13 protein-coding genes are annotated in these 17,029 nt (G+C 47.8%); 3 read left to right on the forward strand and 10 right to left on the reverse strand.

The window, feature by feature from the left end; genetic code table 11:
• The 8 genes from mutL to ABD014_RS15595 form a co-directional block, all read right to left on the reverse strand.
• Positions 1-1,205: DNA mismatch repair endonuclease MutL (gene mutL / locus ABD014_RS15560; RefSeq protein ID WP_343862718.1), on the reverse strand; the 1,205-nt coding region annotated here is incomplete at its 3' end.
• Between the two features lie 482 nt (positions 1,206-1,687).
• Positions 1,688-4,606 (reverse strand): DNA mismatch repair protein MutS, encoded by a 2,919-nt coding sequence (mutS, locus tag ABD014_RS15565; RefSeq protein WP_343862719.1) that lies wholly within the window; start codon positions 4,604-4,606, stop codon positions 1,688-1,690.
• A 95-nt stretch (positions 4,607-4,701) separates the two neighbouring features.
• On the reverse strand, positions 4,702-6,150 hold the full coding sequence (locus tag ABD014_RS15570) for a putative amidoligase domain-containing protein (protein ID WP_343862720.1): 1,449 nt from the start codon (positions 6,148-6,150) through the stop codon (positions 4,702-4,704).
• A 678-nt stretch (positions 6,151-6,828) separates the two neighbouring features.
• Positions 6,829-7,371, reverse strand: a complete 543-nt coding sequence (gene cotE / locus ABD014_RS15575; protein WP_126998118.1) for an outer spore coat protein CotE — start codon at positions 7,369-7,371, stop codon at positions 6,829-6,831.
• A 272-nt stretch (positions 7,372-7,643) separates the two neighbouring features.
• Positions 7,644-8,627 carry an aromatic acid exporter family protein gene (locus ABD014_RS15580; protein WP_343862723.1) on the reverse strand — a complete coding sequence of 328 codons (984 nt, stop codon included), beginning with the start codon at positions 8,625-8,627 and terminating at the stop codon, positions 7,644-7,646.
• 156 nt (positions 8,628-8,783) lie between these two features.
• Positions 8,784-9,620 (reverse strand): ABC transporter permease, encoded by an 837-nt coding sequence (locus tag ABD014_RS15585; protein ID WP_343862725.1) that lies wholly within the window; start codon positions 9,618-9,620, stop codon positions 8,784-8,786.
• Positions 9,592-10,401, reverse strand: a complete 810-nt coding sequence (locus tag ABD014_RS15590; protein WP_343862728.1) for an ABC transporter ATP-binding protein — start codon at positions 10,399-10,401, stop codon at positions 9,592-9,594. The genes ABD014_RS15585 and ABD014_RS15590 overlap by 29 nt, the downstream gene beginning before the upstream one ends.
• 27 nt (positions 10,402-10,428) lie before the next feature.
• Positions 10,429-11,433: an ABC transporter substrate-binding protein gene (locus tag ABD014_RS15595; RefSeq protein WP_343862730.1), complete on the reverse strand. Its 1,005-nt coding sequence runs from the start codon at positions 11,431-11,433 to the stop codon at positions 10,429-10,431.
• Between the two features lie 177 nt (positions 11,434-11,610).
• Here ABD014_RS15595 and ABD014_RS15600 point away from each other — a divergent pair, with 177 nt between their 5' ends.
• A complete protein-coding gene (locus ABD014_RS15600; protein WP_343862732.1) occupies positions 11,611-12,153 on the forward strand; it encodes a hypothetical protein in 543 nt (180 codons plus the stop codon).
• Between the two features lie 116 nt (positions 12,154-12,269).
• Here the strand turns inward: ABD014_RS15600 and ABD014_RS15605 are convergent, their stop codons facing one another.
• On the reverse strand, positions 12,270-13,787 hold the full coding sequence (locus ABD014_RS15605; RefSeq protein WP_343862734.1) for a carboxypeptidase M32: 1,518 nt from the start codon (positions 13,785-13,787) through the stop codon (positions 12,270-12,272).
• Positions 13,788-14,142: 355 nt separating this feature from the next.
• Between ABD014_RS15605 and ABD014_RS15610 the strand changes: the two genes are divergently transcribed.
• Both ABD014_RS15610 and ABD014_RS15615 read left to right on the forward strand, forming a co-directional pair.
• The gene (locus tag ABD014_RS15610) at positions 14,143-14,703 is read left to right on the forward strand and encodes a beta-class carbonic anhydrase (RefSeq protein WP_343862736.1); all 561 of its coding nucleotides are present in this window, start codon (positions 14,143-14,145) and stop codon (positions 14,701-14,703) included.
• A 63-nt stretch (positions 14,704-14,766) separates the two neighbouring features.
• The gene (locus ABD014_RS15615; RefSeq protein ID WP_343862737.1) at positions 14,767-15,942 is read left to right on the forward strand and encodes a MalY/PatB family protein; all 1,176 of its coding nucleotides are present in this window, start codon (positions 14,767-14,769) and stop codon (positions 15,940-15,942) included.
• A gap of 291 nt (positions 15,943-16,233) precedes the next feature.
• Here ABD014_RS15615 and ABD014_RS15620 read toward each other — a convergent pair whose 3' ends face one another.
• Positions 16,234-16,815: a GNAT family N-acetyltransferase gene (locus tag ABD014_RS15620; protein WP_343862739.1), complete on the reverse strand. Its 582-nt coding sequence runs from the start codon at positions 16,813-16,815 to the stop codon at positions 16,234-16,236.
• Positions 16,816-17,029: the final 214 nt, after the last annotated feature.

Below are 17,029 nucleotides of genomic sequence, written 5' to 3' on the forward strand. Positions count from 1 at the left end.
GCTTCCCGGCCCGCGGCCGCCTGCTCGCGAGCGGCCGTGTTATCCACGGTGCCCGACACATCACGGGCAACCGAACCATCGGCAGCGCCGCTCGTTCCCTCGCGGCCCTCCTCTGCGTCCTTCGTCACCTCAGGACGCGTGAAGTGGAACTGTTCTTGAATCACAGCCTGGGTGTTGCCTCTGCCGATATTCTGCTTCACCACCTGGGGAATCAGCACCTGCTCAGACAACAGGGAGCGGATGCTCTCCTCAACGAAGCCGTTCAATTCCGGCTCCTTACTGAATCGCACCTCCAGCTTGGCCGGATGCACATTGACATCGACCAGTGAGGGATGCATGTCCAGCATCAGCACGCCAAGCGGATAGCGATTAATCGGCAGCAGCGTGTGATAGGCGCGAAGGACCGCCTGATGCAAGCCCTGGTTGCGGATATATCTGCCGTTAACGATCGTCGACATTCCGCTGCGATTCGAGCGTGTCAGCTCAGGTCGGCCAATATAACCAGTTAAGCGATAATCCAGGTTTTCCGCCTCGATAGCCACCATTCCCTTAGAAGTGTTCACTCCATAGATCGCCGCAATGACCTGCAGCAGATCTCCGCCACCTTGGCTTTGCAGCAGCGTATTTCCGTTGTGGCGGAAGGTGAACGCAATCTCTGGATGGGAGAGCGCCTGCCGATACATGACATCAGAGATATGACCGAGTTCGGTCTGAATCGTCTTCATATATTTCAGCCTTGCCGGCGTGTTGTAGAATAATTCCTTAACGGTAATATCTGTTCCCTGGGGGGTGGCGATTTCTTCGTTCAGCTTCAAATTCCCGCCTTCGATCTCAATAGCCCGTCCCAAGCCCTGATCGCTATTCGCCGTAACCAATCTTACCTTGGCAACAGCAGCGATACTTGGCAGTGCCTCGCCTCGGAAGCCAAGGCTGCGGATTTGGAACAAGTCGCGGCCCTGCAGCAGCTTGCTCGTCGCATGACGATAGAACGCCGCCTCACAGTCGTCAGGCTCGATCCCCGAGCCATTATCGATGACCCGAATCAGGGACAGTCCCCCTTCCTCCGCCTGTACCTCGATGCTCGTAGCACCTGCGTCGATTGCATTCTCCACCAGCTCTTTCACCACAGAGGCGGGCCTTTCTACTACTTCCCCTGCGGCGATCTGATTAGCAATATGCTCATCTAGGACTACAATTTTAGCCATTGTTCATTCCCCCCTCAGTCAACCCATTCATCATCATGCTTCAATATGGTGATTCAACCTAATTGCAAACAGGACAACTAAAAAAGTAACAATCAGTATAAACATCATTTTAAATGTATGACGTACACTTAAAGTGTTTGTTATTACAAGCTCTACGAGCACGAGCAATTTCAAGTGCACAAATTACAATTACTACAGCAAAATTCGATTACTTGAGATTTTTAAGTGTATGTTATGCGCTTATTGATCGTTTTTGGTTATTAACCGCATTTAGCAATCTCTAACGAAACTGGATATCGCTATTTAGTAGTATCAGTGACGATAGAAATCGTAACGAAACTGGGGATCGTTATTTATGCAAATTATCAGCTTAAGGCGTTGATTTTTGCCGAATAAGGTTCTGTAGTTTCGTTAAACTTTTTTAGCCGCTGTTTTTGCGGAAATAACGATCTATAGTTTCGTTAGAGTTTATAGAAACTTGATCACAGCTCATTCGCCTTCATTTTCAACTCATTAATCAACTGCATCGCCTGAATCGGTGTCATGTTCATCAAGTCGGCATGCTTCACCATGCTTACCATCTGCTTCAGCGCAGCCGGCTGATGAACAGCAGATGCTTGCTTGCCGTGTCTCGGCTCGGGCAGATCATCCTCAAACATCGATAGCTGGACAACCTCGCTGGCAGCATCCTGAACTTCTCTAGGATTATCAGTATCAACTACATCCAATGGGACGCCCATACTTCCTGTTCCACTGCCACTAGTACCAAGCCCTTCCGGTTGACTAGTTCTGGCCATATCCGAGCCTTGCAGTGCCGTGTAATCCGCACCAGCCTCACTAACATCGGAGTCAGCTCCAATTCTGTCCGCAGAGGCCTGTTGGCTCAAAACCACGCTCTTCACATCTTCAGATGTATGTTGACGGCTCATACCAAGGCTAGCATCATTTGTGCCACGATTTCCGGTAACCGTTGCAACATGATCTTCCTGCTGAGCTGCCGCCGCTTCCACTGCCGACAGTTCAAAGCCCTGCAGCAAACCGTATGCGCGGCCAATGATGCCTTCCGGCAGCCCTGCCAGTCGAGCACAGTAGATCCCGTAACTGGAGTCTGCGGCGCCTGGAATCAGCTTGCGTAGGAAGTGGACCTTATCACCGCTCTCCTGAACAGCCATGCTGTAATTGCGGAGATTCCCCAGACTCTTCTCCAGCATAGCCAGTTCATGGAAATGCGTTGAGACGAGCGCCTTACAGCCGATATGATCATGTACATATTCAATCACGGCCTGGGCGATGGCCATGCCTTCGCTTGTCGACGTACCGCGCCCTAACTCGTCGATAATAATCAAACTGCGAGGAGTCGCTTTCTCTGTCATGATCTGAATGTCGGCCATCTCGACCATGAACGTGCTCTGCCCGCCGATTAAGTCATCGGCCGCCCCGATCCGTGTAAATATTCGGTCAACCAGTGGTATTTCCGCTTTTCCCGCCGGTACGAAGCTGCCGATTTGCGCCAGGATAGAAATAAGTGCAACCTGACGCATATACGTACTCTTCCCGGCCATGTTCGGACCGGTAATCAATAGAATACTTGCTGCATCCTTGCGCAGATCAGTCCCATTGGCAATAAATGCCGCATCGTTCATCACCGACTCCACCACAGGATGGCGGCCCTGTTCAATCACCATGTCATAGCCTTCGCTGAGGACCGGACGGACGAATTTGCCATCCGATGCAACAACAGCCAGTGAACGATACACATCGATCTCAGCGATTCTCTCCGCCAGCGACTGCAGTCTCGTTATCTCGTCGGCGATCTTCTCGCGCACTTCCTGGAACAGCACATACTCCAGATCAACCATTTGCTCCTCAGCTTCAAGGATGAGACGTTCTTTCTCCTTAAGCTCCGGCGTTACATATCGTTCGGCATTCGCCAGTGTCTGCTTCCGTTCATAACGGCCCTCCGGCAGCATGGACAAATTGGCCTTCGTTACCTCAATGTAGTAGCCGAATACTTTGTTATAACCGATCTTCAGCGACTTGATCCCGGTCAATTTCCGCTCTGACGCCTCAAGCTCGGCAATCCAGCGTTTTCCGTTCACGCCCGCTTCCCGGAGCTCGTCCAGATGAGCATGGAAGCCCTTCTTAATAATTCCACCATCACGCAGCGATATCGGGGGCTCGTCTGCAATCGAGGTCTCGATCATCTCGGCCAAGTCCTCGCATATATCTATGCTGGCAGCGATTTTACGCAACGTGTCAGATGCTGAAGTCGCGCACAGCTGCTTCAGTGCTGGTGCTCGTCGTAAGGAAGATTTCAGGGCGATCAGATCCCGTCCATTTGCACTACCAAAGGCAATCCGTCCGGTCAGACGCTCCAGATCATAGATCTCCCCAAGCAGGATGCGTAGATCCTCGCGCAATATGAAATCGCGATGCAGCGCATCAACCGCCTCCAGTCGCTCCTCGATCCTGCTCTTCTGCAATAGCGGTTTATCAACCCATCGACGGAGCAGGCGGGCGCCCATCGATGTCTCAGTCTTATCAAGTAGCCACAACAGAGATCCTTTCTTAGAGCGTTCCCGCACCGTCTCGACTAGTTCCAGATTACGACGGGTAAACGGATCGAGGATCATATATTGCTCTGGCTCATAGGCAGTGATCTTTGTAAGCTGCCCGAGCGAACGCTTCTGGGTCTCACTTAGATATCCGACAAGCAGAGAGATACCATGCTGGCGCTCCGGTTCAAGTCTCAGCCATGCTGCCTCACCGAATTGCTTGCGTCCCGTCTCTTCCTTCCCTCGATCCCAAGGGGTATACACCACTGGCTTACCAAGCGTGGATGCCTGACTCTTGATCCATTCAAGCAACTCGGCGTCGCCAATAATCTCGGACGGATCATACAATCCGATCTCATCACGCAGCCATTCTTTATTGGCAGGAGCCGATGTGACATAGAGCTCGCCTGTTGAGAGATCGCAGACCACCAGCGCCATATTTCCGCCTTGTTCAGTAACGCATAGTATGTAGTTATTCGTATGCTCCGCTACCGTCTTACCTTCCATAATCGTGCCTGGCGTGACCACACGAACAATTTCACGTCGGACGACGCCTTTGGCCGTGGCAGGATCTTCAACCTGTTCGCAAATCGCTACTTTATAGCCTTTTTCAATTAGACGCTGAATATAGTTCTCAGCCGAATGATAGGGAACCCCGCACATCGGAATCTTCTCAGAAGTGCCTCCATCGCGGCCGGTTAACGTAATCTCCAGCTCCTTGGATGCCAGAATTGCGTCATCAAAGAACATTTCATAAAAATCACCCAAACGAAAAAACAGAAAGGAATCCTTCGCCTGAGCCTTCACACTCAAATATTGTTGAATCATCGGCGTATAGTTAGCCATGACAAACCTCCACATTACCATTCATAAAAAGACATTCAAAGAGTCCATTTTTAAACTCGCACTAGAAGTCTATTATAACAGAAAGGAATGGAGGCTTACGAGTGATTTTGTATTTTCCAGGGCCTGCGAATGTCGGTGGATTCATCCCAAGTTACCCCTGACTTTACCGCTGCTAGAAAGGGACCCAAATATTTCTCATAACGACTAAAGCCTTCAGCCTCCACGATATCCGATAATAGCGGAAGTATGGATTGGCGGATTCGCTCCGGCTGGCCGTTGTAAAAAGCACGGAACACTTCCTCGTTCTGCAATGGTCTCTGCTTGAAATGCCCTGGATCTTCCGCGATTAGCTTAGCCAGGGCAATGACTCCTTTGGTGACTAAAGGCGAGATGAGAAAACTTGGCAGTGTGCGGTATTCGAATCCACCATAGCTCTTGATTCGGTAGTCTCCTAGAAATCCATAGTTTGGCCTGCGGCGAAAGCTGCTGTTGTCCTCGAGTAGAAATACGGGCAGCGCCAAGTAATTGTCTAGAACTCGTAAAAATTCGCTCGTCAGTGGGACTCCGCTGAAATGAACATGCCCGCCTAACGGAAAGCCGCGTTGTGGCATCCCCCCGGCCTGCCAGAGCAGATTCCGGTCGGATATGTAAGTATTCGCCGTTCGAAAAGCATGCAACAGATGGCGGACAATCTCCTCAGGGTCGCGCCCTGGCGCAGGACGCAGTTCCGCCAGCGGCAGCAGTCTACGTCCCTGGAAACGCAGCACATCACAACCCGCTTCTCCATGATGACTGAGGAAGCGCGAAGCAGGTACGACTTTGCCTGTATGGTGGTTAAAGAGTATAAATTCTGGATCCATACCGATAAGCCCCTCAGACTCCTCGTTAGAGAACTGATCCAGCTCCTGCAAATGATCCTCCATCGCATCCGCGTACAGCTGTACTGTTGCGGTATCAGTAAAATCAGGAATCGGTGAGACCTCTTCGACCGTATACTGGCCTTCCTCGCCTGCAGCGATAACCACATCCCCCATGTCAAGACCGAACGCGTACAGCGCCCGGATCGCCGTCTTCCCCAGTCGCCTCCATAGTGATGTCCCCTGTTCCGGCTCAAGCCCGGGAGAACGGACAATTCCTGAGCGTCCTAGCGGAATTGCGCGCAGGGCACGCAGATGAAATACGCTCACTACGAATCGGCGCTTGTATATTCGTTGTCTGCCCGATTTTGAGGATTCAAAAGAAGCAAGTAAACCAGCAGTAACCAGACGTCGCTCTCGTTCGGTTGAGGTAAGCTTCATATAACAGTCCAGTTCGTGGTTGATATTCCATTCAACAACCTCATCCGCCAGATAGGCCTCTGGCAGCCCATAGACGACGTTGTTCGTGCCAGTCCCAGATTCATTCCCCCACGTTCGGGGATTGGCGACAGGGTCTTGCAGAACACGATAGGGCCCAGCCAACGAGTTGAGCTTATAGGTCATTTCGCGTGAAGATGCACTGGTGGGCATACAAATTCGTAGGATATGGCTTTTTTTAGAATTCATTTCATTGACACCCCCACTCAGCTTGGAATAACAAAGTTTGGATTTCCCATCATAGATAACCGTTAACAACTACCTAGGCATGGACCACTCAATCCTCAAAATTAAAAACAAAAAGAGGGCAGCCGCCCTCGACGACGACGCCCCTCCCGCATATAGTAGACTATAATCCAATTACCCGCTTCTTAAGAGGTAGCTCAAAAAGTCCGCTTTTGATAAGAAAACCGATCGAAGTCATTCTAGGATGAACGACCGCGATTCAAAGGTAGGTTTTCTTGCGATATAGAATTTCATCAGCTTCCACTGATCACGAATAAATTCTATATCTAACACGAAGTAAATCAGGATGTATCTTCAACATCGAATCTTGAATTAGGCCGGGCCCTCCGGGGTTCATGTACACACTACGTACACTCCACTCCTCAGTCCCTAGCTTCATTCAACTTTCTCGGTGCTGAAAACCGGTCTTTTTGAACCGCACTTATAAGAGGTAGCTCAAAAAGTCCCCTCGGATCACGATTTAGACGATCAGCCAAAGCTTATCAAGACAACGCTTATCGGAGCAGGAATCTCGGTGCTGCTTGATGCTGATGGTCTGACTTTTTGAACATACGTGTTAAGGATGTCAAAAAGCTTCGGGGCTCAAACTGCAATGCAGCAGCTCGCTCTTGAAGCACTCTCCTAAAGCTCGTCGTCGAGGAGGTCTGGATCTAAATCCTCGTAATCCTCGGAGTCAGATCCGAAATCATATTCTTTGTCTTCAGCATTGCCAGGCACGACAAGAACATTCAATTTCGTCTCTGCCACGAGTTCTACGGCGAATTCACGTTCTACACGAATCGATACCCGTCCGTCGCCAGTCACACTTGCCTCAACAGTGCTAGGCTCCTGCGTTGCCTCCGCAGTAACCTCTACCGTTGAAGGGCGGTGTCTGGAATCCAGGTAATTGAGCGGAACGTTATCTACATAAGACACCGTTTCCTTTGCTACTTCAGTCTGCGAATTTTTATCATAGGAGTACCAGATGTTGATATCGTAAGTACCAATAACTTCAATTCCGTCGCCGGCCGCTACCGCTTCATACTGGTGGTTGATAATCCAGGCCCCCAGAATGCTAGACGGCTTATGAGGCGGAGTCACGGTATGTGTTACGGTAGAGAACTTACGACCTTTTCCGCAGATCGCTTTCGTGATAATCTCTCTACTTTGATATTTCAATGACATGTTAGAACCTCCTCCATACATCATTCCATACATATGTATGCGGGACATAGGCAAATGTTGAATATGTAAGCATAAATAATTATGTGAATGCCTATAAGTCAAGCACTATCCATCCATAATCCTTAAAATATATATATGTAATGATAACTCAAAATATTTGTTCTCTGGTTATTCTGCAATTGACAAAGAACCTCTCGGGCTTCTGTGCAAAAGCACCCCCGAGAGGTTCGTTATTGCCTACCATATGAACTAAACATACATATTTCCTTGGCTCAAGACTCTTCTGCATCAGCTTCAGCCGAATTAATAACCGTACGACGTGACTTGTCCTTCTTAGCGATCTCAAGGAAATAAGCTAGCTCGCGGGAGAGTTGTAGGAGATGGGCTCGTAATTCGAACTCTTCCCTCGATGCAGGGAGCTTCATCTGTTTGAATTGCTGGTCAAGCTGGATCTGCATTTCCTCCGTCTGCCCCGAATAGAACTCCCGGGTTACATCGACACTAAGCTGGTCAAATAGTGTGGCCACGGCTTCACCTTGTGGAATCCGTTCATAGACGAGAGAGATCAGCTCAAGCATCCCTTCGATTCGATCCAATTGCTGTTTACGCATATAGAAGTAGACATTCCATGCCTCGTTCGGCGAGATCAACTGGTTCTCAAGGGCTCGATTTGCAGAGGCTAGTCCTTCATCAACCCATTTGCCTGCCTCAATTAGCTCTTTGCCATCCCATAGATGCTCCGGATCACGAAGGGATGTCGCAATATGCTTGAAAATAACCGAGAATAGCCCGTCTACTTTATGGCGGATCTTGAACAGCTTATCTTCCTCCTTCGGCATATATAGCAGATTCACGATCATGGCGGAGCCAAGGCCGATCAATAGTAATTCGATCTGCGTTGCCATCACCTGCAGACTGATCACCTCGCCACCAAATACACGGAACACCACGACAGAGCTCGTGACGATTCCTTCTTTGAAATTCGCGCGGGAAAGGAGCGGGAATGCGATTAAGATGTAGACGGCCAACACCCAAATATGGAAGCCAAGTATGTAGAAAAGAATAAACGCCATAATTAGGCCCAAGATGGAGGCGAAGAATCGGGAAGATACCGTTGCAATGCTGCGCTTGCGCGTTACATCAACCCCCAGAATGGCCAGCAGGCCGGCGGATAGTGCGCCTTCGATGTTAAACGCGTCAGATATGATGATAGCCAGTACCGTGGCGATCGCTGTCTTAATTACTCTGAATCCCATCTAATCACCCTTTATTAACAGACTATAGATATACCTTTTGAACATTTACGCAAAAATAACCTGAATTTCTAGACACAAAATTCATCTATTTCACTTCATCATCGTACTCGATTTGCCAACGGCGGGCAATGCGATGGCAACAAAAAAAGAAGGAGCTTACCGCTCCTTCAGCAGTTTGCGTTCAATATATACGACCAGTTGATACATCGCCGTCGCCACAATAGCAATAATGACCAGGCTGGACAGCACCAGGGTGAAATTAAAGACCTGAAAACCATAGACGATCAAATAGCCTAGCCCTATTTTTGCTACGAGGAATTCTCCGACGATGACACCTACCCAGGCCATCCCGACGTTCACCTTCAAGGTTGATACGATCGTAGGGAATGAGGCAGGCAGAATCGCCTTTAAGAACACGTCTCGGCGTGTGCCGCCAAACGTTCGAATAACTTTGATCAAGTTCTGATCAACCTCGTTAAAGCTGTTATATACCACTAGGGTCGTAACGATGACCGTAATGGACAGTGTTGTAATGACGATCGCTGTATAGCCCGCTCCGAACATCACGATAAATATCGGCCCTAGTGCAACCTTAGGCATGCTGTTGAACACGACCATATAAGGATCCAGCACTCTGCACAAGAATGGCGACCACCAGATTACAACCGCTAGAGCCGTTCCGATTAACGTTCCAAGCAAGAAACCGACCGCCGTCTCAGCCACCGTAATCCCAAGGTGCGGCCACAGTTCTCCGGACATGGCATCCTTGGCAATTTGACGGGCGACCTTGGATGGGTAGCTGAAGATTAAGACGTCAATCCATTTCAATTGGCCAGCTAGCTCCCATAACCCGATGAATATAAACAGAAGCGATAATTGAGTACTTAGTACAAGATGTTTACGCCTGCTCTTTTGCCGACGGTGTTTATGCCATTGCTCCTTGATCCAATCCTTCTCCTTATGTTTAACTTTCAAAGTTTGTGTGAGCGACATCCTTCGCCCCCCTCTCCTCCGAAGTCTCCAGATCGCGCCATATCTCCTGGAATAACTCGTTGAAGCCTTCTTCCTCTCTGGCATAAAAAGGTTGTAGTTCTCGAATGTTGTCCGGGATATCATAAGTGCTCTTCATTCTCCCCGGCTTCGCGGCAAGGACAATAACCCGATCGCTCACCGCAATAGCCTCTGACAAATCATGCGTGACCAGTATCCCGGTCTTGCCCCTTTGCCTAAGCGTATCCACGACAAGATCCTCCAGCTGAAGCTTCGTCTGATAATCGAGCGCTGAGAAAGGCTCATCCAGAAGCAGCAGATCCGGGTCCGTTGCCAAAGTACGGACGAGTGCCACCCGCTGCCGCATCCCCCCTGAGAGTTGATGCGGATACTGATTCGCTGTATTTCCTAGCCCCATCCCCTCCAGAAGCTCCATCACCATAAGGGTGCCACGTTCATTCAATCTTCCGGTTAATTCAAGACCAAGCTGTGCATTACCTAGAATCGTCCGCCAAGGAAATAAATAGTCCTGCTGCAGCATGTAGCCGATCTCAGGTGTTGGCCCCATTATCGGCTTGCCATGCAGCAGCACCTGTCCCCGGGACGGGGACAATAATCCGGCAATCAGTGATAGAAGCGTGGTCTTGCCGCAGCCGCTAGGGCCAACCAAGCTGATAAATTCACCCGCATTCACGGCCAGATTGATCCCCTTGAGTGCAAGTATCGCTTCCCGATCCGTTAAATATAAATGATCCAAATCCTTCAGTTCTACGACAGGAACCACCGCTCACACTCCCTTCCGTCCGGTTAATTATTTGGAACCTGCCTTAACTGCGGATTCCGCAAAATCATTGTTAACCACCTTCGCCATCTCTACGCGTTCCTTCAGTTCTCCCGCACTATCCATAACATCAAGCAGATTGTTCCAGGCTTCTTCATGTAGGACTGGTGTTGAAGCGTAGGTTCCTTGCTCGAGATAGCGCTTCACTGAGCTGGTGAGAATGTCCATATCTGTATCCTTGAAGTAGGGTGCTATCGTCTTCGCCGTCTCCTCCGGCGTATGTGATCCAACCCACATCTGTGCTTTATAGATCGCGTTCGTAAACTTCTGGACTGCATCTTTATGCTTGTTCATATAACTCTGCTTGGTCATGAATATGGTATAAGGCAGCTGTCCACTCTCCGTCCCAAACGAAGCTACAACATGGCCCTTTCCTTCACGTTCAAATATCGAAGCTTGCGGTTCGAACAATTGAACATATTGTCCCGTACCTGATGCGAACGCAGCGGCTATGTTGGCGAATTCAATATTTTGGATCAACTCCAATTCGGCATGAGGGTCGATTCCATGCTTCTTGAGTGTAAACTCACCAGCCATCTGCGGCATACCGCCTTTTCTTTGACCAAGGAAGATACTCCCATTCAACTTCGACCAATCGAATTCACCTGTCTCTTCCCGTGCAACAAGGAAGGTACCATCTGTCTGTGTCAGCTGGGCAAAGTTAATGACCGGATCTTCCGCACCTTGTTGGTATACGTATATGGATGTTTCAGCTCCGACCAGAGCTACGTCTATTGCACCGGACAGCAACGCCGTCATGGTCTTGTCTCCACCAGCTGTCGTCTGCAGCTCAACATCAAGACCTTCTTCCTTGAAGAATCCCTTCTCCAGAGCAACATATTCGGGTGCATAGAAGACCGAACGCGTAACCTCACCGATTCTGATCTTCGTCCCGCCACCGCCTGCACAACCCGCCAATCCCGACGTGAACAGCACCAGGAGAGCAATCATCAGCATCGCATTTCGCTTGAACATGCCTGTCACCTCTTTCACAGTCACCATAAAATTAAGCTTTGTTCTATGTGTATGCGTGAACTGGGCAAATGGTTAAGTACACAGGAAGGGTGAAGATCCATTGTCAAGATGCCACATCATGTTTATCCCATTTCGATCTTCTACTGTATAATGTTGGAGAGGAGAGTGATTTATATATTGATTTCAAAGGTGAAAAGATGGGAATTGGATTCGCTAAGTCTTGAAGAAGTGTGCAATGTTTGTTTCGAGCCGCTAATACGCGCTTACAAGCAAAGAATGGCCGATCATACTTTAGAAAATAGCTCGATGATCAAGGAAGAATTTTATAGTGATCTTACCGAGGGTCAACGGGCGTTGTTCTCTTTTCACGTATTTTATGATCACGCCGTTGAATCCCTAGAAGAATTTTATTGGTGGAGTGCTTATTTTTTTGCGCAGCCTAAAATTTGGTCAGCAATCAAATCCGGAGTTCACTATTATGGGGACGAACATATGCTACAAATCCTCGAAAGCGTCGAGTCGCTTCTTAAAACATATCATCATCCGAGAAGTTTGGATGAGTTTAATGTGACGCGTGAAGATTTTGTCCGTAATCAAAAATTGCTTGAATCAATATACCCTTTATCCAATAGATTTAATGAAGCCTCTCCATTAACCATACAGAAAATTGGCAGTTATATTCGAGACAACCTTCAAGAGTTTATTTTGATTGAAGACTAATTATAGGAAATTACCGCTATACAAAAGTTGGTGGTCACAAAGACAGGGTACGAGAACCTTTATGGTTTTCGTACCCTGTTTGCTACGTATAGTAATTATTCAGAGGTTTTTTGAAATTATAATTTGTAAACCTCTTTGTATTTCTGCTCCAAATAATCGGCCAGATAGTCTGGATTGAGATCTTCGCCAGTGACTTGCTTAATAATTTCCGCAGGCTTCAGCGACTTGCCGTATTTGTAGATTTTATCAGTAAGCCAGTCCTTGATCGGCCCCAGATTGCCAGCAGCAATCAGGCTGTCGAACTCAGGCAGCTCCTTGCGGATCGTATGGGCAAATTGGGCTGCGTACATATTGCCAAGCGCATAGGAAGGGAAATACCCGAAGCTGCCCCCGGACCAGTGCACGTCCTGCAGTACTCCTTCTCCATCATTGGAAGGGGTTACTCCGAGATAGGACTGGTATTTCTCATTCCATACTTTCGGCAAATCACTAACTGCCAAGCCTTCGTTGAAGATCATCTTCTCGATCTCATAACGAATAATGACATGGAGGTTGTAGGTTAACTCGTCTGCCTCAATACGAATAAGCGAGCTCTCCACCCGGTTGATTGCCCGGTAGAATTGATCGACAGAGACATCCTTCAGTTGTTCAGGGAAATGCTGTTGCAGTTCTCCATAGTAGCGATTCCAGAACTCACGGCTGCGACCAATAAAATTCTCCCAGAAGCGGGATTGGGATTCGTGAATTCCCATCGAAGTACCTTGGCTAAGCGGAGTACCATTCAGCTTGGAATCCACATTCTGTTCATAGAGCGCGTGACCGCCCTCATGCAGCGAACTGAACAAAGCGCTTGTCAGATCATCCTCGTAATAATGCGTAGTTATCCGCACGTCTCCCGGATTAATCGTCGTCTCGAATGGATGCTCTGTCTCATCGACCCGACCACCGTCGAGATCATAGCCAATTTCCTTCAGCATATCCAGACTGAATTTATGCTGCTTTGCAATATCAAATGTATTGTCCAGGAAGGACGCATCCGGTCTGTCCGAAGCTTCTGCAATTTGCTGGACCAAAGGTACAAGCCGATCACGGAGGCGTCCGAACACTTGATCCAATTTCTCCACCGTCAGCTCCGGTTCATACATATGTAGTAGCGTATCGTAACGGGTGGCCTTCGGTCCCCAATAGTCGATGAATTCCTGTGTTTTCTCAACAATCTTAGTTAGATAAGGCTCGAATCCGGCATAATCACTATTTCTCTTGAAGTCGGTCCAGAGTGTCTCCGCATGCGAGACGAGCTCCGTGTACTCCTGGAACTTCTGCGGCGGAATCTTTACGTTATAGTCATATTCCTCCTGTACGGTGCTAACGAGACGTCTATCCGTCTCATTAAGCTCAGCCAGCACCTCAGGCCGGTTCAGATAAGATAAGTAAACGCCCATTTCCTCGGAAGTTTGCAGCTTGAAATTTTCCGTAGCCAGCATGCCGATGGTAGCGGCACGCGCCTCGGCCCCATTCTTCGGGGCCCCAGTTCTCAGGTCCCAGTGTAATAAGGCGAGCGCTTCCCCATAACTTGTCATTTTACGAAGAAGATCCCGGAACTGCTCCCATATTTCCGTCGTTTTTTGATCCATCCGATATTCACCTCTTTTTTTAATTTGAGCCCATCTTTGTTCATTATCTAAGAAGATGTTATCCAGCCACATAACGTAGAACGAACACACCATGACATTATCACAGAAGAGCCACATAATTCAACGTAACCTGAAGCTGGCCCCCCTTAGCCCGAGCCAAGAATAAATGGGTGTATGAAATGCACGCAAATTTTATCTTCATCGTATTTGGTTGCAGCAGATTGGCAGATTCTTTATTTATTTGATCACTTCTCTTGCTGATACTTTTTCAAATACGTATAATTAAATTTTAAGCGGATTTATTATTTGTCATCCATAATCAGAGCTCCGCTTAATTTGAAAGGAGGTTCACACTATGAACCGTGTAGAAACTATTCTAGAGCATAACCGCCATTTTGTTGCCCACAAGGACTACGAGTCTTATATTACTGACAAATTTCCCGATAAGAAGCTAGCCATTGTCACCTGCATGGATACAAGATTAGTGGAATTGCTTCCAAAGGCAATGAATTTGAAAAACGGCGATGCGAAAATTATTAAAAATGCCGGTGCAATTATATCGCAGCCTTTCGGTAGCGTTATGCGTAGTCTTATCGTAGCTATCTATGAGTTAAAAGCAGAGGAAGTGTTCATCGTCGGACACACCGGATGCGGGATGGCTTCCATAAACTCGGATAGAGTTATCGAAACGATGCGGGAACGCGGCATTTCCAACGAAGTCCTGGACACCTTGGAGCATTCTGGGATTAGACTGAACAAATGGCTGCGTGGTGTGAATAATGAGAAGGAAGGCGTCATCCATACTGTTGGCATTGTTAAAAATCATCCCCTGCTTCCAGCCAACCTTCCAGTTCACGGCATGCTGATCGACTCGACCACAGGGGAACTGGAACTGGTCATTAATGGTTATGAATAACAGCATGATACATCTGCAGATTAATAGATAATATCGCAGCTTAGAAAGGAAGGCAGCAAATCTATGACTTATCATTTTGACGAACAGTTCGAACGAAAAGGCACACTTTCTTTAAAATGGGACCTAGCTGAAAGCTTGTTCGGCGATCCAGATGTTCTCCCATTATGGGTAGCAGACATGGACTTCCGTTGTCCGCCAGCTGTCATCGAGACCGTTAAGCAGCGAGCTGAATTAGGAATGTATGGTTATACGATTAGAACTCATGAGTATTTAGATGCCATTACGAGCTGGTTCAGTAGGCGCCATCATTGGCAGATCCAGCCTGAATGGCTGACGGATACGCCAGGAGTTGTTCCTGCGCTCGGTATTGCTATTCAAGTATTATCCGAACCGGGTGATTCGGTTATTCTTCAGTCACCAGTATATAATCCATTCTACGATGTCATTCGCAAGAATGGCCGTCAAGTTGCCCTGAACCCTTTATTGCTCCGTAACGGTCGTTATGAGATGGATTATGAACAGTTGGAGAATCTGATGCGTGACGGTGCCAAGTTATTGTTGCTCTGCAGTCCCCATAACCCAGGCGGCCGCGTATGGGATCGTGAGGAACTAGAGCATTTGGGACGGCTATGCGAACAATATGATGTCCGCGTCATCTCCGATGAGATCCATTGTGATTTGATACTGGCCGACAAGAAACATATTCCGTTTGCAACGCTATCGAAGTCGATCGCCGATCGGACAGTCACCTGTCTCGCACCGTCTAAGACCTTCAATATGCCTGGCCTTAATTCCTCGTTTACTTGCATCTCGAATCCAGGGATGAAGCGGTTATTCGATGAACAGGTTCAGTCACTTGCTGTAGGTGGAGTCAGCTTCTTCGGACCTCCTGCTACAATTGCTGCCTATAACGAGAGTGAAGATTGGCTTGAAGCACTGTTGGGCTATGTACGCGGCAATATGGAGTATGCTATCTCCTTCATCAAGGACCAGATGCCTTTGCTGAATCCAATCGTATCGGAAGGAACCTACCTGCTATGGGTGGATTGCCGCAAGCTCGAACTAAACCCGGATGCTCTGAAGCAATTGATGTATCAAGAAGCCAAGATCGCCTTCAACGAAGGCTCAATCTATGGTGAACAAGGAACAGGTTTCCTTCGTATCAATTTGGCCTGTCCCCGCGCTCTGCTTAGCAAAGCGCTAGATCAATTCAATGGAGCTATTGAAAGAATGCTTTAATAGCAGCTATAGGGGACCTCTTTGGGGTCCCCTACATTGTATATTGACTATTGACTTATGTGCCCAGTAGCATGAATTGCTGTCCTCTTGCGCTTTAACAATATGTAAACCAGATAAATTCCATATAACAGATACAATATATTCAGAATTGATACGGCCAGAACTTCCCAATAAATGTCATTATAAGTAAACATAAGAATAATAAAGAGCATCCTCCGTCAAGTCGAAAATGCTCTTTCTTATGATATTTACTGTGCGAAAGCTTTAGAAGCAGAGCCGTTTACAATTACATCAATAATGCAGCAGACAATACTGCTGCAATGAACTTCCCGGCAATGGAATTGTCTTGACAATATGGTAATTATAATGCTCATACATCGGCAGATTGCTCTCCGTCTGTGTCTCCAGTGAGCATATCGCCTTTTCCTCCTGGCATTTCTTCAATAGAGGTCCAACAATCTGCGAAACATAGCCTTGCCCCTGATACTGTTCCTGAACGGCTAACATATCCAGATGTAAATATTTATGTCCTCCAAGCATTGACAGCCAGGTAGAGTCCATTTGGCGAAGAATCGATATGCCGCGTACGAACCCTCGAAGCCCTATATAGCGGCAGATCGGCAAAGATTTACCTATAGCCCTAGCGATTTCACTCCAATAGCTCACTTTTGAACGCCATGTCTTCGGCTCCAGTTCCGAATGGAAGATCAGGGCTACCGCTTCATAGCGATCCGAGGTTGTCACTAGGTCGGAATAGGGGTACAGCATCTCGATATAATGCTGGAAAAATATATTCAGCACTTGCAATCTTGACTTCTCATTCGGCAAAATATACTGATATAGCGGGTCATCCTTAGCAAAAGCTTGGGCCATTATAGCAGCCACTCTAGGAATGTCCAGACGACCGACTTGAAGTAATTTACTACAAATAGTTCCACCTCATTGGTATAAATCCAAGTGTATATCCGATACCCCATTATATCATTTCATACCAAGAATTTCAGGATCCTTTCATGTTCGAAGATACATTTGTCGATTCATTATAATTCAGAATATGCCCAGAAGAGATGAATGACACTGGTAAAGT

Source organism: Paenibacillus motobuensis, from assembly GCF_039521865.1.
Classification (GTDB): domain Bacteria; phylum Bacillota; class Bacilli; order Paenibacillales; family Paenibacillaceae; genus Fontibacillus; species Fontibacillus motobuensis.